16 protein-coding genes and 1 riboswitch are annotated in these 21,942 nt (G+C 68.4%); of the genes, 5 read left to right on the forward strand and 11 right to left on the reverse strand.

Annotated elements, in window-relative coordinates:
- Positions 1 to 33: 33 nt before the first annotated feature.
- The 6 genes from ACIN94_RS20930 to ACIN94_RS20955 all read right to left on the reverse strand — a co-directional run bounded on the left by ACIN94_RS20930 (position 34) and on the right by ACIN94_RS20955 (position 6,953).
- Positions 34 to 1,041 carry a LacI family DNA-binding transcriptional regulator gene (locus tag ACIN94_RS20930; RefSeq protein ID WP_400708374.1) on the reverse strand — a complete coding sequence of 336 codons (1,008 nt, stop codon included), beginning with the start codon at positions 1,039 to 1,041 and terminating at the stop codon, positions 34 to 36.
- Between the two features lie 33 nt (positions 1,042 to 1,074).
- Complete coding sequence (locus tag ACIN94_RS20935) at positions 1,075 to 2,499, reverse strand: GH1 family beta-glucosidase (RefSeq protein ID WP_400708376.1); 1,425 nt, start codon at positions 2,497 to 2,499, stop codon at positions 1,075 to 1,077.
- A complete protein-coding gene (locus ACIN94_RS20940) occupies positions 2,496 to 3,374 on the reverse strand; it encodes a carbohydrate ABC transporter permease (RefSeq protein ID WP_400708378.1) in 879 nt (292 codons plus the stop codon). The genes ACIN94_RS20935 and ACIN94_RS20940 overlap by 4 nt, the downstream gene beginning before the upstream one ends.
- Positions 3,371 to 4,351 carry a carbohydrate ABC transporter permease gene (locus ACIN94_RS20945; protein WP_400708380.1) on the reverse strand — a complete coding sequence of 327 codons (981 nt, stop codon included), beginning with the start codon at positions 4,349 to 4,351 and terminating at the stop codon, positions 3,371 to 3,373. The genes ACIN94_RS20940 and ACIN94_RS20945 overlap by 4 nt, the downstream gene beginning before the upstream one ends.
- A gap of 82 nt (positions 4,352 to 4,433) precedes the next feature.
- The gene (locus ACIN94_RS20950) at positions 4,434 to 5,792 is read right to left on the reverse strand and encodes an ABC transporter substrate-binding protein (protein WP_400708382.1); all 1,359 of its coding nucleotides are present in this window, start codon (positions 5,790 to 5,792) and stop codon (positions 4,434 to 4,436) included.
- Between the two features lie 462 nt (positions 5,793 to 6,254).
- A complete protein-coding gene (locus ACIN94_RS20955) occupies positions 6,255 to 6,953 on the reverse strand; it encodes a CHAP domain-containing protein (RefSeq protein WP_400708384.1) in 699 nt (232 codons plus the stop codon).
- A 19-nt stretch (positions 6,954 to 6,972) separates the two neighbouring features.
- Positions 6,973 to 7,109, reverse strand: a riboswitch (cyclic di-AMP (ydaO/yuaA leader).
- A 535-nt stretch (positions 7,110 to 7,644) separates the two neighbouring features.
- On the opposite strand from ACIN94_RS20955, the gene ACIN94_RS20960 reads away from it, so the two are divergent.
- Positions 7,645 to 8,682, forward strand: coding sequence for a hypothetical protein (locus ACIN94_RS20960; protein ID WP_400708386.1), 1,038 nt, complete (start codon positions 7,645 to 7,647; stop codon positions 8,680 to 8,682).
- A gap of 11 nt (positions 8,683 to 8,693) precedes the next feature.
- Positions 8,694 to 9,890, forward strand: a complete 1,197-nt coding sequence (locus tag ACIN94_RS20965) for a DUF6716 putative glycosyltransferase (RefSeq protein WP_400708388.1) — start codon at positions 8,694 to 8,696, stop codon at positions 9,888 to 9,890.
- 52 nt (positions 9,891 to 9,942) lie between these two features.
- Here ACIN94_RS20965 and ACIN94_RS20970 read toward each other — a convergent pair whose 3' ends face one another.
- The 3 genes from ACIN94_RS20970 to ACIN94_RS20980 form a co-directional block, all read right to left on the reverse strand.
- Complete coding sequence (locus ACIN94_RS20970) at positions 9,943 to 12,000, reverse strand: N-acetylneuraminate synthase family protein (protein WP_400708390.1); 2,058 nt, start codon at positions 11,998 to 12,000, stop codon at positions 9,943 to 9,945.
- Between the two features lie 204 nt (positions 12,001 to 12,204).
- On the reverse strand, positions 12,205 to 12,390 hold the full coding sequence (locus ACIN94_RS20975) for a CsbD family protein (protein ID WP_400708392.1): 186 nt from the start codon (positions 12,388 to 12,390) through the stop codon (positions 12,205 to 12,207).
- Between the two features lie 129 nt (positions 12,391 to 12,519).
- Positions 12,520 to 13,485, reverse strand: coding sequence for an alpha/beta hydrolase (locus tag ACIN94_RS20980; protein ID WP_400708394.1), 966 nt, complete (start codon positions 13,483 to 13,485; stop codon positions 12,520 to 12,522).
- Positions 13,486 to 13,743: 258 nt separating this feature from the next.
- On the opposite strand from ACIN94_RS20980, the gene ACIN94_RS20985 reads away from it, so the two are divergent.
- The 3 genes from ACIN94_RS20985 (at position 13,744) to ACIN94_RS20995 (ending at position 17,063) form a co-directional block, all read left to right on the forward strand.
- On the forward strand, positions 13,744 to 15,720 hold the full coding sequence (locus ACIN94_RS20985; protein WP_400708396.1) for an MFS transporter: 1,977 nt from the start codon (positions 13,744 to 13,746) through the stop codon (positions 15,718 to 15,720).
- A complete protein-coding gene (locus tag ACIN94_RS20990) occupies positions 15,717 to 16,268 on the forward strand; it encodes a TetR family transcriptional regulator (RefSeq protein ID WP_400708398.1) in 552 nt (183 codons plus the stop codon). The genes ACIN94_RS20985 and ACIN94_RS20990 overlap by 4 nt, the downstream gene beginning before the upstream one ends.
- Before the next feature lie 225 nt (positions 16,269 to 16,493).
- Entirely contained in the window at positions 16,494 to 17,063 is a 570-nt protein-coding gene (locus ACIN94_RS20995; RefSeq protein WP_400708400.1) for a putative glycolipid-binding domain-containing protein, read from the forward strand.
- A gap of 62 nt (positions 17,064 to 17,125) precedes the next feature.
- Here the strand turns inward: ACIN94_RS20995 and ACIN94_RS21000 are convergent, their stop codons facing one another.
- Together ACIN94_RS21000 and ACIN94_RS21005 are read right to left on the reverse strand one after the other, a co-directional pair.
- Positions 17,126 to 20,107 carry a carbohydrate binding domain-containing protein gene (locus ACIN94_RS21000; RefSeq protein ID WP_400708402.1) on the reverse strand — a complete coding sequence of 994 codons (2,982 nt, stop codon included), beginning with the start codon at positions 20,105 to 20,107 and terminating at the stop codon, positions 17,126 to 17,128.
- A 53-nt stretch (positions 20,108 to 20,160) separates the two neighbouring features.
- Positions 20,161 to 21,882 carry a carbohydrate-binding module family 20 domain-containing protein gene (locus ACIN94_RS21005; RefSeq protein ID WP_400708404.1) on the reverse strand — a complete coding sequence of 574 codons (1,722 nt, stop codon included), beginning with the start codon at positions 21,880 to 21,882 and terminating at the stop codon, positions 20,161 to 20,163.
- Between the last annotated feature and the right edge of the window lie 60 nt (positions 21,883 to 21,942).

The following is a 21,942-nucleotide window of genomic DNA, read 5'->3' on the forward strand; positions in this document are numbered from 1 at the left end:
CCAGCTCGAAGGTATATGGGCCAGGGCAGCCCGTTATGCGGAGGCCCGCTCGACCAGGTGGGTGTCCAGTATCACCACCGGCTGCTCCAGGTGCTCGCCGTTGATGCGGGCGACGAGGAGATGGGCCATCTGGCGGCCCATCGCCTCGGTCGGCTGGTGCACGGTGGTGAGCGCGGGAGAGGAGTGCGAGCCGGCGGGGGAGTCGTCGAAGCCGATCACCGCGATGTCCTCGGGGATCGCCTTGCCCTCCTCCCGCAGCACCCGGATCGCGCCCAGCGCCATCGGGTCGGAGGCGGTGAACACCGCGTCGATGTCGGGGTTCTCGGCGAGGAGCTTGCGCATGGCGACGATGCCGCTCTCCTCACTGAAGTCGCCGTACGCCACGATCTCGGACAGGTTGGTCGCCAGTAGCGCGTCACGGTAGCCCGCGAGCCGGTCCACGCCCACACCCATGTCCTGCGGGCCCGCGATGGTGGCGATCCGCCGCCGGCCCTTGCCCAGCAGGTATTTGACCGCCTGCCGGGCGCCTGCCCGGTTGTCGACGTCGACGTAGCTGTAGGGCGTGAGCCCGACGGGCCGGCCGCCGATGACGGTCGGCACACCCATCGCCTCCAGCCGTCCGGGCAGCGGGTCGGCGCCGTGCAGCGAGATCAGCAGCACCCCGTCGACGTGCTGCCCGGTCAGGTAGTGCTCCAGCCGCTCGTGGTCCTGCTGCGACTGGGCCATTGCCAGGATGAGTTGCAGACCGGTCTCGGACAGGGCCGAACCGATGCCACGGATGGTCCCGGCGAAGTAGGGTTCGTCAAAGACGCGCAACTCCGACTCCGAGACCACCAGCGCGACCGTGTCGGTGCGCCGGGTGACCAGCGCGCGGGCGGCCCGGTTCGGAACGTAGCCCAGCTCCTGGATCGCCTGCTGCACAGCGTCGCGGGCCTTCTCGCTCACCTTCGGTGAGCCGTTGATGACCCGTGACACGGTGCCGCGGCCGACACCGGCCAGAGCCGCGACCGCCTCAAGGGTCGGACGACGGTCGCCGTTCATGTTCTTCGCCCCCATAAGAGATTCGCTGACCCCTTATTCTGCCGGACCGCTCAGGCCTCCACGCCTGATGGTCCCGGCATACCAGAGAGCGCTCTCTTTGGGAACTCTCAGCTGCGTCTCATAGTCGACGTGGACCAGCCCGAACCGCTTGCCGTAGCCCCACGCCCACTCGAAGTTGTCCATCAGCGACCAGGCGAAGTAGCCCTCCAGGGGCACTCCCGCCTCGATCGCGGCATGGCAGATGCGCAGGTGGGCATCGATGTAGTCCAGCCGGTCGCGGTCGTGCACGACGCCGTCGGCGCCTACGACGTCGTCGAAGGCCGCCCCGTTCTCGGAGATGATCAGCGGGATCCGCGGATACTCACGGGCCAGCCGCATCAGGATCTCGTGCAGGCCCGTGTCGTCGATCTCCCAGCCCATGGCGGTGACCGGCCGCCCGCCCTCGACGAACGACACGTGTTCACTGCCGACCCAGGGCGAGCCGGTGTCGGTGGGGGCCGCCGCCGCCGAGGCCGCGCCGCCGGGTGTGCCGGAGACGGTGAAACGGCTGTAGTAGTTGATCAGCAGTATGTCCAGCGGGGCGGAGATGGCCTCCATGTCCCCGTCCTGGATGAATCCGCTCGTCCCGCCGAGGTCTTCCAGAACGTCGGCCGGATATTCTCCCTTCAGCAGGGCGTCCAGGAAGAAGCGGTTCTGCAGGCCGTCGATCCGGCGAACGGCGTCGGCGTCGGCGTCGGAGTCCGTCTGCGGTGAGATCGCATACAGATTGACGCAGCCGCCGATCCTGGTGTCGGTCCGCTGGGCGCGCATGGCCGAGGTGGCGAGGCCGTGCGCGAGGAGGAGATGGTGGGCGGCCCGCACCGACTCGGCCGGGTCGCGCCGCCCGGGGGCGTGCTCGCCGGAGGCGTATCCCAGGAACGCCGCGCACCACGGCTCGTTGACCGTGCTCCAGTTGCGCACCCGGTCGCCGAGCGCCTCGTGCACGGCCGCCGCGTAGTCGGCAAAGCGCTTCGACGTGTCCCGTGACGGCCAGCCGCCCGCGTCCTCCAGAGCCTGCGGCAGGTCCCAGTGGTAGAGCGTCACCCACGGGTCGATGCCCCGCGAGAGCAGCTCGTCGACCAGCCGGCTGTAGAAGTCGAGGCCCTTGGCGTTGATCGGGCCGCTGCCGTCAGGCTGGACCCGGGGCCAGGAGACGGAGAACCGGTAGGCACCGAGGCCGAGGTCGGCCATCATCCGCACGTCATCGCGGTAGCGGTGGTAGTGGTCGATGGCGACATCGGCGTGCTCGCCGTTGACCACCCGGCCGGGTTGCTTGACGAAGGTGTCCCAGATGGACCGGCCGCGGCCGTCCTCGGAGACGGCGCCCTCGATCTGGTATGCGGAGGTGGCCGCGCCCCAGACGAAGTCCGTCGGGAACACCAGATCCGGCGTCTGAATCTGCGTCTCTTGCGTGGTCACGCCTTGACCGCACCTTCCATGAGGCCGCCGACGATCTGGCGACCGAACGCGACGAAAACGATGAAGAGAGGGAGGACCGAGGCCGCCGTGCCGGTGAACAACATGACGTAGTCGGTGCCGTGGGCCTGGTTGAGCGCGGCGATCGAGGTCTGCACCACCGGGTTGTCCGGGTTCAGGACGATCAACGGCCACATGAACTCGTTCCAGCTCTGCATGAAGGTGAGCAGCGCCAGAACCGCCATGCCGGGCCGTACCGCGGGCAGCACCACATTGACGTAGATGCGCATGGTGGAGGCGCCGTCGACGCGTGCCGCCTCGACGAGCTCGTCCGGCACCGCCTGGGTGGTGTACTGGGTCATCATGAAGACCCCGAACCCGTTGACCAGGAAGGGCAGGATCACCGCCTGGATCTGGCCGGTCCAGCCGAGGGTCACCATCATCTCGTAGAGCGGGACGATGCCCATCTGCTGGAGCGGGACCATCATGGTCACCAGGATCAGGCCCAGCAGGATCTTGCTGGCCCGGAACTTCAGCTTGGCGAAGGCGAAGCCGGCCAGAGTGGAGATGAGCACGACGGATACGGTCACCGTGATCGACACGATGGCCGAGTTGATCAGGCCGGTGGCGAAGTAGGCGTCCTCGGTGGACAGAAGCCGCTGGATGTTCTCGCCGAGGTGGCCGCCCGGCAGCAGCGGCGGCGGGGTGTCGATCGCCTCGTCGTTGGTCCGCGTGGCCATGATGAACATGTAGTAGATCGGGAAGGCCGACAGCACGAGCGCGAAGGCGAGGACCACCTTCGTCAGCGGGCCCGCGTCCCAGATGCGGTTGCGGGCCTGCACATGCGCCGAGCGCGGCCGGGTCTGGATCGCCGTCACTTGGAACCCCCGATGCGGCGGGTGAAGGAGTAGTTGATCAGTGTTCCGACGAGGATCAGTACGAACAGCAGCCAGGCGGCCGCCGAGGCGTAGCCCATGTCGAAGTCACGGAACGCTTTCTTGACGATGAACATGGCCACCGTCTGGTACTGGCCGGTGGCACCGCCTGCCATCGTCGGGTTGCCCTCGAACATGACCGGCTCGGTGAACAGGGTCAGGCCGCCGATGGTGGAGATGAACACGACGAAGACGATCGTCGGGCGGAGCATCGGGACGGTGATCTGCCAGAACTGCCGGTGGGAGGAGGCACCGTCGAGGGCGGCGGCCTCGTAGAGATCCTTGGGAATCGTCTGCATGGCGGCCAGCAGGATGATCGCGTTGTAGCCGGTCCAACGCCAGTCGATCATCGTGGAGATGGCGATCCACGCGCTCCAGCTCTGGTTCTGCCATTCGAGGGCGTCGGCGCCGAACAGGCCGAAGAACCAGTTGATCATGCCGTAGTCACGGCCGTAGAGCTGGGTGAAGACGACGGCGACCGCGACGACCGAGGTCACCAGCGGCAGTAGGACGCCGAGACGGAAGAAGAGCCGGCCGCGGATGCGCTTGTTGAGCGCGTTGGCGAGGATCAGCGCGAGGACGAGCTGCGGGATCGTCGAGATGACGAACATCCCGAGCGTGTTGACCACCGCGTTCCAGAAGGCCGCGTCGGTGATCAGCTCGATGTAGTTGTCGATTCCGAGGAAGGTCTTGTCGCCGGCGAGTTCCCAGTCGTACAGGGATACCCAGAGGGTGTAGCCGAGCGGGAAGACACCGAAGATCGCGAACAGGAGGAAGTACGGCGAGACGAGGAAGTAGGGAGTCGCCCGGAGGTCGAACCTGGCGAGTCCTCTGCCGCCCCGTCCCGAGCTCCGGTGCCCGGGGGACCGGCGAGAGCCGGGCCGCCGCGCCGGAGCGGGGGTGTCGACGTTCAGGGTCATCGGTCAGCCTTTCAGCGAGGGGCAGGCGACAGGCCCGGCGACGGAGTAGCCGCCGCCGGGCCCGTGCGGAACGGGATGGGGATCAGCCCGCTGCCTTGGTGCCGGCCTCGATGAACTTGGCCCAGGCCTCGCCGTAGGGGACGGAGCCCTTGTCCATACCCTCGAGGATCTTCTCCGCCGCGGTCTTCACCTGGGCGTGCTTCTCACCCAGGAAGACGGGCTGCAGGTCCTTGACCGAGTCGCCAAAGATCTTGCCGGTGGGCGCGTCGCTGAAGAACTCGTTCTTCAGGTCGGCCACCGCCGGGTCCTGCTGTCCGGAGAGGGAGCTCGGGAAGGCGTTGGCCTCCTGGAAGGCCATGACGTGGCCCTCCTGGCCGGTGAGGAAGTTCAGGACCTCGGCGGCCTCCTTCGGGTGCTTGCTCTGCGCGGGGATCGCGAGGTAGGAGCCGCCCCAGTTGCCGGCGCCGCCGGGGACTCCCGCCACATCCCACTTGCCCTTGCCCTCGTCACCGGCCGCGCCGGAGATGACGCCGACCATCCAGGCAGGGCAGCCCATGACGGCGAAGCCGCCCTTCTTGATCGCCGCGTTCCACTCCGGGGTGAAGGAGGCGAGCTTGGCGGTCAGGCCCGCCTCGCTGTAGGACTTCACCGTGTCGAACGAGGTCTTGATGGCCGGGTTCTTGTCGATGACGAGCTGGTTGTCGGTGTCGAAGTAGGCGATGTTGCCGTTCTTCGGCGCCTCCTGCGACAGGACCACGTTGTAGAGAGTGTTCGGGCCGTCGAGGAACTTCGGGTCTCCCTTGCCGGTGTTGGCGGCCTGGAACTTCTTGCCGGCCGCCATGAAGGAGTCCCAGTCCGGCCAGAGCTTGCTGACCTCGTCGCGCTCGCTCGGCAGGCCGGCCTTCTGGAGCAGGTCCTTGCGGTAGCACATGGCCATGCCGCCGATGTCGGTGCCGAGGGCGAAGAGCTTGCCGTCCTTGTTGACGCCGTTGTCCCACTTCGCCGCGGGGAAGTCGGACTTGCGGCTGTCCAGCCCGTACTGCGCCAGGTCGGTGAAGAACTGCGGGCGGGCCTTCATCAGACCCATCGCGCCTTCGTCGATGCCGACGATGTCACCGGTGCCGCTGCCGGCCTGCAGCTTCTGCAGCAGCTGGGGCAGGTAGACGTCCTCGAACCGGTCGGTCAGGTTCTGGTGCTTGACCTGGATGTCCGGATGTGCGGCGTTCCACGTCTCCACGGCCTTCTTGTAGCCGAAGTTCTCACCGCCGCCGAAGGTGTGCACGGTGATGGTCACCGGCTCGGCAGCGGCGGCGGGCGCGGTGGAGTCACCGACGGCCGCGGGCTTGGTGGAATCATTCGTGCTGCAGGAAGTGATCGCCAGGGCGGTGGCCGCCATCACCGCAACCGCGGCGAGCTTGCCATGCCGCTTGGTGTTCAACATTACGGACCCCTCTCAGGTGGTCGCCCGAATCGATGGGAGGTGACATCGCGCGCCGGTCCCCGACAAACGCGGTGCGCGATGGGGCAGGTTCCTCAATGTGCTTTGGGAGCGCTCCCACGAAGAGTGGACGATAGGCAGCCGGGACGTCAATATGCCGAAACTCAACCGTTACAACTGGCCTGTCAATGGGGAATGAAGGGTCGCATACCTCGCAAACCTCTCAGAAAGGTGTTTGGGAGCGCTCCCATCACACAGTGACACACGGGGACATTCTGTGCGGAAGTGCCTTCGTTGAGGAAAGTAGACGTCCGAGAGCCCCGGATGCGGGGCTCGGGTGGTAGATGCCGGGTGATGTACGGCGGGACGCAGAAAGGGGCCCGGCTCAGGTGAGCCGGACCCCTTCTCCGTGCCGGTGGATCAGCCGTCGCGGGACGGGTGACCGTGGCGTGCGGTGCCGATCGATCAGTCGCTGTAGACCGGGTAGCCGTAGCCGACGACCTGGGACGTGGGCCGGACGCGCTCCTCGACCTTGCCGTTGCCGGTGTTGCCCTCGATCGTGCTGATCGTGCCGTCGCCGTTGTCCTTCTTCACGAGGCCGACGTGGTCGATCCCGCTGATGTTCTTGCTGCCCTGCCAGTCGAAGAAGACGACGGCACCGGGCTTGGCGACGGTGCCCCAGTGCCCGTTGTCCTTGAACCACTGGGCGTAGGTGACGGTGTAGGCGTCCCAGCCCATGGTGGGCTGGATGCCGGCCTGCTCGCCGACCCAGGAGACGAACATCGCGCACCAGGGGGCGTTGGCGTAGCCTGCAAGGGTGCCGCCGTCACGGGCGAGGGTCTCCTTGGCCCGCGGGGAGGACATGTACCAGGACTGGAACTTGGTCCCGCCGCCCTGGGCGTTCTCCGAGATGCCGATCTGCTGGGCGGCGATGTCCAGGACCTGCGTGGCCGTGACCCTGGGCAGACGCTCGGCCTCGAGCTGCAGAGGGGTCTTGCCGGCGGCCTGGGAGGTTCTGACGGAGGCCACGGCGACGGTGTTCGGTCCGTGAGTGTCCGCCAGGGCGGCAGGAACTGCGAGGAGGCTACCCCCGGCGACGATGGAGGCGCCGAGAAGAATGTTGGTCAGCTTACGTGTCTTGCGGTTAAAGCGGTTCGTGGCCATGAGGGGTGAGACTCCTTGCTTCGCTTCTCATGCCGCCTACCGGGTTAGCTGACGGGTTCGGGCTGGGAAGTGCCCTACAGCGCACTAAGCGCTGATTCACCCCAAAAAAGTGGTTCCCCGGTTCCGCGGGATCCGCGGATTCGGCGGCCGTGCTCATCGGGTGGAGTGATCCGCTCCGATAGAGCGCGGACGGGCAATGTGATGGTGACGTGTAGCTGAAGAACTTGGGCGGTCACCAGATGTGAGATAGAAGCTACGCGAAAAGGACAAACGGTTACAAGTGGTACAAATTGCCACGGCTTGGGAATAGGTGTGCATCGAGGGGGAAAGCCTGGGGCGCCCTCAAGATCGACAAGTCTGTGCCGGATGGCCTGTTGAAGCCGGGAACGCCTGTGGGATAGGCGTTTCGGAGCGGCGACACCGGCGAAAGGCCGCTGTGTTGCATACCTCACACCCCGGGGTTTCACCATAAACGTAGATCTTTTTGATGAGGGCCGTTTTACCTGCGGAAACGATCGCATTCGAGGAGATTTCGCCGTGGGCCGGACCCGCGTCGGCTGCGGCAGCCGGTTGACCGCGTCACCCTGAACCCGCGCGTGGTCGCCCCGATCCGGGCGCGCAGAACGGCGTGTCCGGGTGTTCACCCGCAGTTCCCAGGCGTGTAAGCCGTCCCGGTTACGGTGAGGCGGTCGTGAACGGGTCATCGCCCGGCGTGGAGGACGGTCGAGGCCACGCGCGGGAGCAGGGTTCGGCCGTTGCCTGGGTGGAGTCCCCACTGCAGATGCTCTGCGCCGTGGAGGCCTGCCACGCCGGACTGCTCGGTGCCCACGCCCGGATGGCGCCCCGGGCGGGGCTGCGCCCACTGGCCGTCACCCGTCGCGAGATCTCCCGGCTGGATCTGCCTCCGGGCCTGGAACTGGGCGGGCCCGAGTCCGAGATGCCCAGGCCCCAACGGGGCACGACCTGGGCGGTCGGCGACGCCTTCTCCGGCAAGGTCCAGGCGGGCTGGCTCACCACCCTTCCCGGCCGGATCGTGATCGTCGACGACGGCCTGGCCACCATCAGGCTCCTGGAACTGCTCGCCGGGCGGATCTGGACGCCGCTGCTGCGGGCCCGCACCGCCGTCGGTCCCCTGCGGACCGCCCTCGGAACGGCCGCAGCCCTCCGACTGCGCGCCGCCTCCCGATCCGGCCGACTGTCGATCTTCACCGCGTTGCCCGTCCCCGCCGAGCTGGCGCAGGCCGTACGGGACAGGGGTGCGGAGCTGATCATCCACGACTTCGCGTGGCTGCGGTCACAGCCCCTGCGCAGGCCGGCCCCCGAGGAGCGGACCGTCGTGCTCGGCACCTCGCTGGTCCGCAACGGCCTGATCCACCGCGACCCCTACCTCAGCTGGCTGGCCGAGCTCGGCTCGTCCGAGCCGGTGGCCTACTTCCCGCACCGCCGGGAGGACCTCCACGATCTCGCCCTGGTCGGGGAACAGCCCGGGATCACCGTCTACGACGGCGGGATCCCCGCCGAGATGACCCTGCGAGGGCTGGCGGCCGGACAGCGGGTGCTGAGCCTGCCGTCCACCGCGGTCACCTCCCTGCGGGTCCTGCTCACGGCCCGGGGCGTCGCCGTGGAGGCAGTGGACGTCCCCGACGCGTGGTGGACCGCCCGGGCGGTGCCCTCGCTCCGTTCCCACCTGTCGATGTTCGCCCATCACGACACTGGAGTAACAGGTTGAAGGTCCTGGCCGTGGCCGACTCGGATTCCTATCTGAAGTGGGCCGCCCATCTGCTCGATGATCTTCCTTCGAGCTGTACGGCGGAGCTGACGGTGATCCGTACTCCCATCACACCCTCCCCGGCCCAGATCCACGCGGCCGTCGCGGGTGCGGTCGCCGATCCGCCCGTGCTGTCGGCCCGGGCGCTGCGCAGGGCGGCCGAGCGGCTCAGACCCGACGTGGTGCTGGTCGCCTGCACAGGACCCGTGGTGGACGTGCTGGTCAGCGAGGTACTCGCCGGCCTGGTGCCGAGGCCGGTGTTCATCTCCGGGCTGCCGGGGATCTCCATCCCGGCGACCGAGAAGGCGTGGGTGTTCCGCAGCGGATGCGACCTGCTCGTCCTGCACAGCGAGCGGGAGGTCGCGGAGTTCTCGGCGATCGGCCGTGAGCTGGGCGGGGGTGGGGCGGTGGGCCTGACCCGGCTGCCGTTCCTGCACAGCGGTGAGGATGTCCCCGTCACCGGCCCGCGCAACCGGGTGGTGTTCGCGACCCAGGCCAAGGTGCCCCGGCGCAGGGAAGAGCGCGAACGGATCCTGCTCGCGCTGGCCGAACTGGCCGGACGGCGGCCGGATCTCGACGTGGTGGTCAAGCTCCGCGCGCTGGACACCGAGCGGCAGACCCACAACGAGCGCCACCACTACCAGCGGCTGTGGCAGTCGCTGGCCGACGGCGGCCAGGTGCGTCCCGGCGCCGTGCGCTTCGCCGCCGGGCCCATGCACGAACACCTGGCGCACGCGGCCGGATTCGTCACCGTCAGCTCGACCGCCGCGCTGGAGGCGATCGCCCAGTCGGTGCCCCTGCTGGTGCTTTCGGACTTCGGGGTCGGCGCCGAGATGATCAACCTGGTCTTCGAGGGCAGCGGCCTGCTCGGCACCCTGGACGACCTGTCCGAGAGCCGTTTCCGCACTCCGGAGAAGACCTGGTGCCAGGCCAACTACTTCCACCGGCGGGGGGAGAGCGACTGGGTGTCCCACATGGTCACGCTGGTCGCCCGGCTCCGCGCGGGACGCCTGGCACCCGCCCGGTCCCTGCTCGACGGCCCGCGGTACGCCGCCGCCCGGCGCCGTGCCCGCCTGCGTGTCGAGGTCCCGCCCAACGTGCTGCGCGTCGGCTACCGGGCCAAGCGCCAGATGCGCCGGTATCTCGGCGCGCTGGGCCGGGCACGCTGAGCTGTCGCGGCCGGTTCGGTGCGCCGAACCGGCCGCGTGGGGCCAGATCCCGCTATACGGTGACGCGGCGCAGGCGGGACTTGGGGGCCTCCTCGCCGGGGAAGACCCGCTTGACGCCGTCACCGAGAGCGGTCTCGATGACGCGGATGTCGCGGACCAGGTGCTCCAGGCCGGCCGGCTCCAGTGAGGCAGCGTGGTCGGAGCCCCACATGGTGCGGTCAAGCGTGATGTGCCGTTCCACGGTGACCGCGCCCAGTGTCACCGCCGCGAGCGAGATCTGCAGGCCGCGCTCGTGGCCGGAGTAGCCGACCGGCACGCCGTACCGCTCCTGGAGGGTGGCGATCGTGCGGAGGTTGGCCTCCTCCGGGGGGAGCGGGTAGGTGGAGGTGGCGTGCATCAGCACCAGCCTGGAGGTGCCGAGGATCTCCACCGCCCGGTCGATCTCCTCCAGCGTGGACATGCCGGTGGACAGGATGAGCGGCTTGCCGGTGGCGGCGAGCGCGCGGAGCAGCTCCAGGTCGGTCACGCAGGCCGAGGCGATCTTGTGGGTGATCACGCCCATGGACTCCAGGAAGTCCACCGACGGCACGTCCCACGGAGAGGCGAACCAGTGCAGGCCCCGCTCCTGGCAGTACCTGGCGATCTCGGCGTACTCGTCCCGGCCGAACTCGGTCCTGAGCTTGTACTCCATGTAGGTCATCTCGCCCCACGGAGTATGCCGGATCTGGTCGCGCTGCTCCAGCGGCACGCAGATCTCCGGCGTGCGCTTCTGGAACTTGACCGCCTGGCAGCCCGCCTCGGCCGCCACGTCGATCAGTTTGCGCGCGATGTCCAGGTCGCCGTTGTGGTTGATGCCGATCTCGCCGATCACGTAGACCGGCTGACCGGCGCCGATCAGCGCGTCGCCGATCTGGACCGGTCTGGCGACCGGGGTGATCCGCAGCTCGGTACGGGGGGCGGGCGCGGGTGCCGCCTCGGTGTCCGGGCGGGCCGCGAGGACCCGGTCGCACAGCTCCCGTACGGCTCCGGCCCCACCGGGCCTGGTGAGCATGGTCCGGGCGGCGGCGCGGACCCGCGGGTGGGCGTCGGGGACCGTGACGGGCCAGCCGACCTCGCCCATCGGGCCCAGATCGTTGACGTCGTTGCCGACGTAGGCGACACGGGCCGGGTCCAGCCCCTCGATGGCCAGCCAGTCGCGCAGTACGGTCCGCTTGTCGGTCAAGCCCTGCAGGACCGGAACGCCCAGCTTGCGGGCGCGGGCGGCGACCACCGGGTTGTGCTCGGTGGACATGATCATCAGTTTGACCCCGGACCGGCGCAGCAACGCGATGCCCATGCCGTCGGAGCGGCTGACCGCGACCATCTCGCGGCCGTCCTGGTCGATGTAGGCGCGGTCGTCGGTGTGCACCCCGTCGAAGTCGGTGATCACGGCGTCCACGTCGATCGGCTCGGGCCGGTCCACGAACGGCGCCAGCGCCCGGACGATCTCCAGATCCTCGGGGGTGTCGACCTCGACGGCGTGCCGCGACGGCACCGCCTGCACGGCGACGGAGCCGAAGAAGCGGTGTCCGTGCTCGCGCAGGCCCTCGGTGCGCATCACATAGAACGCGCCGGTCTCGCGGAAGTGCGGCTCGCGGTCCTGGCGGCGAGGGCGGAAGGACGGGTCGTGGTTGACACCCGCGCCGCCGGCGCTCCACAGGAACTCGTGCGTCTCCAGCCCGGAGAACACCACGTCGGCGGGGCCGTCGAGGACCTTGGCGATGGCGGTGTCCAGGTCGGCGGGGTCGATGAACGCGCTGGTGCACTGCACCAGGACGACCACGTCGGGGGTCTCGGCCAGTTGGTCGAGCACGTGCAGCACGGCCGACTCGCTGGAGGCGGTCGCGCCGCTCAGCTCCTGCGGCCGGTCGATCACGGTCGCTCCGGCCTCGCGGGCCACGGCGGCGATCTCCGCGTGGTCGGTGCTGACCACTACCCCGTCGACCAGCTCGGCCCGCACACAGGCCTTCACCGCACGGGCGACCAGGGGAGTTCCGCCCACCGCGGCCAGGTTCTTCAGTGGGACACCCACCGAACCTCCACGGGCGGGGACAACGGCCAAGACGCGCAAGGTGGCTCCTCATGACATACGGCAAACGTCCCTGAACTGGGGTGTTTGACGGACGCTAGTCACGAGGGGTGCCGGACAGAGGTGTCCGAGCTGAACGTCCAGAGTCGTCCGACTTAACTTTCCGCGCAGGTTGGAGGCTCAACACGGAAGGCGCCGCGGACGGCATCCATGCCGTCCGCGGCGCCCGACGTTCGGGAGCGATCCCTACTCGGCGAAGTGGCCGCGCTTCTCGTCAGCGGCCTTCTTGGCCTTGTCCTTGGCCTTGTCCGCCGCTTCCTTCGCCTTACCCTTGGCCCGGTCCATCCGGCCCTTGTTGGCCAGGCTGTCGTTGTCGGCCGCCTCGCCAACGGCCTCCTTGACCTTGCCCTTGATCTGGTCGAAGTTCGTCATCGTGCTCCCCCGTGATTCAGGACCGATTGGTTACTGGGTCTCATAGCCAGAACCGCTGGGGATCAATCGCTACTTAGATAACCTTAAGTGACTAAATGCCACTTCATTGTAACGGAGCGTGACAGATTGTCAGATCGTGACGCCGAGGGAACCCATGAGCAGGGGGAGCGCGCGTTCCAGGCCGCGCTGCCAGTACGGCCAGCTGTGCGTGCCGGGCCCGTAGAAGTCGACCGCCACTTCGGCGCCGTCCGCTCTGGCGCGCTCGACGAACGTGATGGCCTGGCGGAACAGGGACGCCTCCCCCTCGTCCCCGGGGGTGGCGGGGGAGTCAAGTGGGCCGGGAGAGCCGTCCCCGCAGGAGACGAAGAGCCGCACCCCGCGCAGCCTCCCGGTCAGGTCGGCCGGGTTGTGCGCGGCCCATTCGGGATCCCGCGGACCGCCCCAGAGCTTCCTGGAGTCCTGGCCGTTGCGGTTGAGCAGCCAGTCGACGCCGCCGTTGCCGTCCCGGGTGTGCAGCACGCCGGAGAAGGAGGCGGCGGCCTGGAACATGCCGGGATGGCGGGCCGCGTAGGACATCGCGCCGAACCCGCCCATGGACGTTCCCGCCACCGCCCGCCGGTCCCCGGCGCCGTAGTCGCGCTCCAGGATCTGGCGGACCTCGGTGAGGTGGAAGGTCTCCCAGCCGGGCCCCTCGCGCCAGTCGGAGTAGAAGCCGACCTCGCCGCCCTCCGGCATGACCACGATCGCCGGATAGCGGGAGGTGAGCCTGGCGGCCTCTCCCTGGGTGGCCCAGGCGTCGTAGTCGGACTGGCAGCAGCCGTTCAGCAGATACAGCACCGGCCACGGTCCCGAATCCGGCCGCCAGCCCTCGGGCAGCAGCACCCGGACCCGGCCCTCCCGGCCGAGCGCGGCGGAGGCGATCGTGAGCACGTGGTCGCGCTCGCTCAGCCGGTCGACCCGGACGTCGGGTAACCGCCCCGCCCGGACCTCGTCGGAGGACCCGGATGAGAAAGGTGTCAGCAGCGCGAGGAGCACGGCCGCCACCGCCGCTCCGGCCAGCAGGAGCACTCCCAGACGTACGGCTGTGCGGTTCACACGGCCAATCCTGACGGGTCGCGGCAGTGACGGGAAGTCCATTGGCCGAGGTGTCCAGGGGTTGTTCCGGGCTTCACGGGGCGGGCGCCGGTCACCTCCGCAGGGCTTCCGTGGGGGAGTGACAGGTTTTGCACCAGGCGGTGAATGGTGGTTCACTGGCTGGTGAATCGTCATTCACCAGCCATGTTCCCTGGAGGGACCACATTGTCCGCGCCCTCGGCCCGACACGTAAAACGTAGGCCGAGTGGCCTGATCACCGTGATCCTCTGCCTGACCGGCACCGTCGTCGCACTGCAGCAGACGATGGTGGTCCCCCTGCTCCCCGACTTCCCCGAGATCCTGGGCGTCAGCACGGACGACGCCTCCTGGCTGATCACCGCCACGCTGCTGACCAGCGCCGTCGCCACCCCGATCGTCTCGCGGTTGGCGGACATGTTCGGCAAGCGGCGGATGATGATCGCGTCGATGACAATGATGGTCATCGGCTCCCTGACCGCGGCCATCGGCGGCGACTTCCCCGCACTCGTCGCGGGCCGCGCCCTGCAGGGATTCGCGATATCCCTGATCCCCGTGGGCATCAGCATCCTCCGTGACGAGCTGCCGAAGGAGAAGGTCGCCTCAGCCACCGCGCTGATGAGCGCGACCCTGGGGATCGGCAGCGCCCTGGGCCTGCCACTCTCCGGTGTCATCTACGAACACCTGGGCTGGGAGGCGAACTTCTGGTTCTCCGCCGTGGTGGGCGTCCTGTTGATGGGCGCCGTCCTCGCGATCGTCCCGGAATCCGCGGTCCGCACCCGCGGCAGGTTCGACTTCCTCGGCGCCGTCCTGCTCTCGATCGCGCTCGCCGCCCTGCTGCTCGCCATCTCCAAGGGCGGGAGCTGGGGCTGGGGCAGCGAGCCGACCATCCTGGTGTTCATCACCGCGGTCGTCGTGCTGGCGATCTGGTTCCCCTACGAGCTGCGCGTCAACCATCCGCTGGTGGACCTGCGGACCTCGGCGCGCCGTCCGGTCCTGCTGACCAACGTCGCCTCCGTCCTGGTGGGCTTCGCCATGTACGCGAACATGCTGTCCACCACCCAGCAGCTGCAGATGCCGAAGATCTCCGGATACGGCCTCGAACTCGGCGTGCTGACGGCGGGACTGTGCATGGTCCCCGCAGGCATCGCCATGGTCGTGCTGTCCCCGGTCTCGGCGGCCATCACCAGACGTTTCGGCGCCCAGACCACCCTGATCACGGGCGCGGTCATCCTCGCCGCGGCCTACGCCGGCCGGGTGTTCCTGACCGGCTCGATAGCGATGATCATTTTGGGTGCGGTCGTGGTCAACATCGGCACCACGATCGCCTACGGAGCCATGCCGACGCTGATCATGCGCTCGGTGCCGATCACCGAAACGGCCTCGGCCAACGGGCTGAACTCGCTGCTGCGCTCCTTCGGAACCGCCACCTCCAGCGCCGTGGTGGCCGCGATCCTCACCTCCATGACCTTCCAGGCGGGCCCGCTCACCCTGCCGACCCTGGGCGCCTTCAAGAACGTCTTCTGGTCCGCGTCCGTCGCGGCCCTCGCCGCAGCCGCCGTCGCCCTGTTCATCCCTCGGCGCGGCGTCACCAGCGTCACCGGCGACGCCGCGGTCACCGCGGCGACGCTGCCCGGTGCCGGAAGGTCCGGCGCGGACACCGCTCCCGCCCGCGCCGCGGAGGCCGGCGGTGAGGAGATCATGGTCAGCGGTACCGTGCTGCGGGAGGACCTGCGCCCGATCCGGCAGGCGGTGGTCACTATCCTGGACACCCATGGTGAAGCAGTCGACTGGAGCCGGGCGGACAATGATGGCGCATTCTCCCTGGTGCTGCCCGGACCGGGCCGATACCTGGTGGTGACCAGCGCAGACGGGTGGGCGCCGCACTCGGAGGTGCTGGAGTTCCTGGACCCGGAGACCAGGCACCGCATCCGCCTGTCCGAACGACTGACGATCTCGGGCCGGCTGAGCGCCGGCACCCTAGCCCTGGACCACGGCCTGGTCGCGCTGACGAAACCCACCGGGGAGTGCGTCTCCACCGTGTTCAGCGACACGACCGGTTGCTACGAACTGGCTCTGCCCCCGGTCGGACGTTACGTCCTGACCATGATGGCCCCGTACGGCGGGCACACCCGGGCGCGGCAGATCGCCGTCATGTCCCAGTCCGTCGTCATCGACTTCGACATCGAGGACACTCGGGAATCGATGGTGATCTCGTGAACGAGAGTCCCACCCGCGACGCCATCATCACCGCCGCCCGCCGGCTGTTCGGCGAACGCGGTTACACGTCCACCACGATCAAGGACGTGGCCGAACTGGCCGGATATTCGCCCGCGATGGTGATGAAGGTGATGGGCAGCAAGGCGCAGCTGTACTCGGTGGCCGCCCCGCCCATGCCGTCCACCGACGAAGACGGGAAGACCGACGAGCCGGTGGGATACCGGCTGGTGCGCAACATCGTCACGCGGCGGGATGACAACGCCGCCGAACCGTGGGCGATGGCCCCCCTGCTGGTCCACGACGCCCCGGACCCGGGGGCCACCCGGGCGGAGATGCGGACGCGCTATCTCAACGGCGTGGCGAAGATGATCGGCGACACCTCCCCGGACCTGAGGCAGACCCACCTCGTGCTGTGCATGCTGCTCGGCCTGGCCGGCGGACTGCGCACCTTCGACCTGCTGGGACCGGAGGTGACGGACAGCGAAAGCCTGATCCAGGAGTACGGCGCGCTGGTCCAGTCGCTGCTCGACCGCGGACCTGCGGAGTGATTCTCTTACACAAGGAACCCTCGGACAGCTTGACGACCTCCAGGCCGCCCTTACCGAGCTGACAGCCCGGCCCCGGGTGGCGGGCCTTGCCGGACGAGCCCGGGGGATACGTCTTTTTTGACGTTCTTGGACCGGTACGGCGGTCCAGGCTCGCCTGCCGGGGTACGCCCGTGCCGTCGGCCATCTCGCGGAAGGGCGACCGGAGGCCGGCAGAGGGGGGCCGGGATGCGCGGGCTCGTGTGGATGAAGGATAGGGGCGCCGAATACGCGGAGGTGGACCTCGGGCCGGAGCTGACTGCGGTCGGCGTGGCGATCGGCACGGACCCGGTGCCCTACCGGCTGGCCTACACCTTGCGGACCTTACCCGGGTACATGACCGAGATGCTGTCCGTACGGGCTCACGGCCCGGGCTGGTCCCGGGCCCTCGACCTGCGCCGTTCCGCCCGCGGCACCTGGTCGTGCGAGACGAAGGAGGAGGGGGATCTTGACGGACCGCCGCCCGGCGGGGACATGAGAGTTCTGAATGACGCGCTCGACTGCGACCTCGGGCTCTCACCGCTGACGAAAACCATGCCGGTGCTCCGTCACGGCCTCAACACGTGCGAGGGGCGGATGGACTTCGTCATGGCCTGGGTCGGGGTCCCCCACCTGCAGGTGATACACCACCCCCAGCGCTACACCCATCTCGGCCCCAACGCCGTGCGCTACGAGAGCGAGGGCTTCAGCGCCGACCTCGCCTTTGACCACGACGGGATCGTCACCGACTACCCGGGCCTGGCGAAGCTGTTGACCTGACGCGTGGAGTAAGGCGAGAGCGCGGCGGGGATGTCCCCGCCGCGCTCTCCTCGGAATCGGGACTACTTCAGGTACGGCCCCGCCGCGCCGATCTTGCCGGGCGCGGGGTTGCCGGGCAGCGACAGGACGTAGGCCCGCAGGTTGCCCTTGCCTCCGGCGGCGATCGTGAGCGTCCCGCCGGTCACCGTCCTGCTGTCACCGGTGACCGCGTCGACGTAGGTGCCGTTCGGGATGCCGGTGAAGGTGGCGCCCCCGGAGACCGAGACCAGCACGAAGCTGTCCACCGTCCCCTGGGTGAAGCGGCGTTTGTAGGCCATCTGGCCTGTGACGCCCTCGGTCGAGTACTGGCCCTTCTGCAGGGCCGGGATGGCCCGGCGGATCTGGTTGAGCCGCTGCAGGTGCTTGACCAGCGGCTTGTCCAGCGTCTGGGCCACCGCGCCGGTGGCGGAGGAGACGATACCGAAGCCGGGGGCGGTGACGCTGCCCGCGAGGTGGTCGCCGTAGTAGGCGCGGCCGGTGGTCGCCAGCGGGCAGGTCGGTCCGCAGTCGATCCTCTGACCCTTCTGGAACTCGATCTCCGAGCCGTAGTAGAGCGTCGGGATGCCGCGGAAGGTCCACATCAGCGACATGTTCTCCGCCCACGCGTCGGTCCCGCCGGTGTAGCGCTCGCTGGACTTGTTGGGGCCGAAATCGTGGGAGTCGACGTAGACGGTGTTGTAGGTGGCGTCGTTGTAGCTGTCGTCGGAGTCCTTGCCGTTGTTGAAGGCGTTGGGCGCGTCACCGAAGTTCATGTGCATGCGCATGTCGATGACGTTCATGCCGGAGAACCTGGAGTGGTCGGGCGCGTGGTAGGTGTTGCCGCGCAGGAAGGCGTTGTCGCTGACGGGCTGGTTGCCGGTGCCCATCAGGTTCTCGTAGTCGTACTGCTCGACGACCGCCTTGGCGTCGTCGGCGCTGAACTCCTTCCGCTCCTTCCAGGTGTAGAACTGCGCGGAGTGGTTGACCGAGCCGCGGTTCCACTTGTCGTTGACGAAGGCTCCGACCTCGCCGAAGACGTAGAAGTCCTTGCCCTTGTCGCCGTGCGTGGCCACCGCGTGCTGCTGCAGGGCGGGCAGGAAGCGGCGGTTCCACATGAGCCGCGAGACGTGCACGGCGGTGTCGACGCGGAAGCCGTCGACGCCCATGTCGATGTACCTGTTGTAGGCGCCGATCAGGTAGTCCTGCACGACCTTGCTCTCGGTGTTGAGGTCGGCCAGGTCGTCGTGGAGCCAGCAGCTCTTGGAGTCCGCGCCCTCCCAGTTGCCAATCCAGCACTGGTGATAGTAAGCGGAGGGGAACATTCCGGAGGTCGGGCTCGGCCACTGGCAGTTGTAGATGGTGAAGCCCTCGGGGCTCTTCGCCTGGGTGGGTGTGCCGTAGTCCTTGCAGGTGTTGCCGGCGGGCGCCGTGGTGGACCACAGGTCGCCGTTGTACGGCCTGCCTTTGGCCATCTCGTTCTGCTTGGCCGTCATCTCCGGGTCGTCGCCCTGGTGCTCCTCCATCGGGTCGTACTCCTTGCCGGGCACCTTCTTGCTGTAGAACCACTTCCACTGCTCGTCGCGTGCGCCCCAGACCGGGGGGACGAACAGGCCCTTGGCGCCCCATCGGGAGCTGTGGTTGTAGACGACGTCCTGGAAGATCTTGATCCCCTTGGCGTGCGCCTTGTTGATCAGGTCCTGGTAGGTCGCGCCGGGGCTCTCCAGCCGGGTGTCGACCCGGTAGAAGTCCCAGCCGTGGTAGCCGTGGAAGTCGTAGTCGGAGCGGTTCAGCACGACCGGGGTGATCCACAGTGCGGAGAAACCCAGGCCCTTGATGTAGTCGAGCTTGTCGATCAGGCCCTTGAAGTCGCCGCGGAACATCGGGTCGTTGTTCCTGGCGTTGCCGGAGGTGACATGCTGGCTGCCGCCGCGGTTGTTGGACGGGTCACCGTCGTTGAAGCGGGCGGTCATCACGAAGTAGATGGAGTCCTCGCGCGGGTCGCCGCCCAGTGGTGAGCCCTTGGTCGGCGCCGGTGGGGCGTCGCCGGTCTTCGCCGAGGCCGCGGCGCTCGCCTCGGAGATGTTGCCCGCGGCGTCACGGGCCTTGACCGTGTAGGTGTAGGTGGTCTGCGCCTCCAGCCGGGCGTCGGTGTAGACGGTGTTGGTGCCGGTGCTGAACGTCACCGGGGCTTCGGAGCCCTTCTTGCGGGTGATCTCGTATCCGGTCACGCCGACGTTGTCGGTGGCCTCGTTCCAGCTCAGCCTGACGGTGGTGCCCTCGGCCGTGGCCGTCAGCCCGGTGGGCCGGGAGGGGGCGGTGGTGTCCGGCGGTTCGGGGACGCACGGTTCGGGGGCGTTGGCGCGCACCACCCCGTCCTTGACGGTGGTCAGGCCGGTGCCGAGGGTGTAGTCGGCGCCGTTGTTGTTGTCCCAGGTGCCGGAGCCGTTGTTGAAGGCGGCCTTCATGCCGGTGGCCGAGCCCAGGTCGACGGTCTTCCTGGCCCAGTCGGCGCATGACGCCTCGTTCATGGCGACGCCGGGGACGGGTGTCCAGGAGCCGCCGGTGGGCTGGTAATGGATGTTGGCGGTGGCCCAGCCCCTGGTCTTCTTGTAGAAGTAGACGACGGCCTGCTTGCCGGGTTCCCCTCCCGAGCAGGGGTCACCGGCCGTCACCTGGCCGCCGGAGACCTTCACGGTCCCGGTGCCGAGGGTGTAGTCGGCGCCGTTGTTGTTGTCCCAGGTGCCGGAGCCGTTGTTGAAGGCGGCCTTGAGCCCGTTGGCGGACCCGAGATCGACGGTCTTCTTCTTCCAGCCGGCGCAGGCGGTCTCGTTCATGGCGACGCCGGGGACGGGTGTCCAGGAGCCGCCGGTGGGCTGGTAGTGGATGTTGGCGGTGGCCCAGCCGGTGGCGTAGTAGACGGTGACGCTGTTGGCGGCCAGCCCCGCCGACAGTGGGACGGCGGCGGAGGTCAGGGAGAAGGCGGCCGCGACCAGCACTCTGGCGGCGCGGCGGGATGGTGAGCGCATGAGTTTCCTCGGTCGAGTGTCGGGGGCGCCCGGGTGCGCGCCGGACCACCGGGTCAGCGCCAGGTGTCGTTACGTGTCGCGGTGCCGCCGGACGGGGTGGTGAAGGAGCGGTTGGGGTCGCTCTCCCAGGTCACCGAGCCGTCGGGGTTCTTCTTGATGTACTTGTAGGAGACCGTCGTGCCGGAGGGCAGGTTCACCGTGGCCTTCCAGACCGGGTAGGCCGCCGACGACAGCGCGACCGCGTTCGCCGGGTTCCAGGAGCCCAGTTCGGCGACGTCGCCGACGACGAAGACGTTCTGGCCCCAGACCGTCGTCACGGTGGCGTTGAAGGAGGTGGCGACCTTGCCCGGGGTGACCGTCGGACTGGGGCTGGGACCCGAGCCGCCCACGTGGATCGCGACCGCGCCCTTGGCGGGGACGGTCACCGAGGCGGTGCCGCCCGAGCTCACGGTCACCGCGGCGCCGCCCAGGTCGTTGGCGTAGGTTCCGGCGGGCAGGCCGGTGGTGAAGGTGCGGGTGACGGAGCCGCCCTCGTTGTTGATCGCGACCCAGCCCTTGGCGCCCCGGCTGAAGGCGATCACGTTGTTGCCGTTGTCGTACCAGTTGCCGACGGAAGTGCCGGCGACGGCCCGGTTGAAGCCGACCATGCCGGTCATCTGGCGGTGGAAACAGGTCCACTGGCCGTTGCCGCAGTTGGTGTCGGTGACGAACCCGCCGTTGGCCGACGGGGGGCCGGCCTCGCTGTTGCTCCAGGTGAAGCCGGAGTAGACCCGCTGCGTGCCGTACGGCCAGGCCAGCATGAAGACGTTGGCCAGCTTGTAGGCGTCGCCGTACTTGTAGTTCATGGTGGAGCCGTTGCGCTCGGTGTCGTGGTTGTCGATGAAGACCACGGCCTTGTCACTGGGCACCGACAGGCCCCAGCTCTGGCCGAAGGACTGCAGGTTCTTGATCTGGCCGGCGAACTGCTCCTTGAGCTTGCGCCCGTAGACGAACTCGTGCACGTCGCCGATCCCGGTGTACTGGCTCGGCGTGATCGCCTCGCCGGCGCCGTAGATGACCTCCTGGTGGATGTACGGCGAGCCGGTCAGCTTGGCCTTGATGGCGGCCAGATCGGTGGGGCTGATGTGTTTGGCGCCGTCGATGCGGAAGCCGTCCACGCCGAGGGAGGTCAGTTTGTTGAGGTAGCCGGCGATCTGGTTGCGGACGTAGTCGGAACCGGTGTTGAGGTCGGCCAGGCCGACCAGCTCGCAGTTCTGCACCCGCCAGCCGTCGTTGGTGTAGTCGGAGCCGTTGATCGTGCAGGTGGGGGAGTGGAAGTCGGCGGCGGAGTAGAGGCCGGGATAGTTGTACTTGCTGAAGGTGTAGCCGCCGTAGCTGGTGCTGCCCTGGCCGGTCATGTGGTTGAAGACCGCGTCGGCGTGGACCTTGACGCCCGCGGCGTGGCAGGTGTTCACCATGTTCCGAAACGCGTTCTCGTCGCCGAACTTGCTGGCGAGGGTGTAGCGGGCGGGCTGGTAGATGTCCCACCAGACCGAGCCGCCCTTGCTCATCGAGTCGCCCGGCGGGGAGACCTGGACCGCGCCGTACCCGGCGGGGCCGAGCACGTCGGTGCACTCGCGTGCGACCGAGTTCCAGTTCCAGCTCCACAGTTTGACGATCGGGCCGGGCGTGGGCGGCGCCGCCTGGGCGGGGGCGCTGAGCGCGACGGGCACCACCACGAGGGCGCTCACCAGAGCGCTCAACGCCGTGGCGACGAGCAGTTTGTAGGATCTCATGCGGGGGGCCTCCAGGATCGATGGACGGATTCCCTTGCCGGGCCGGGTGCTGCAACACCC

The organism is Streptosporangium sp. NPDC087985 (assembly GCF_044741965.1).
Classification (GTDB): domain Bacteria; phylum Actinomycetota; class Actinomycetes; order Streptosporangiales; family Streptosporangiaceae; genus Streptosporangium.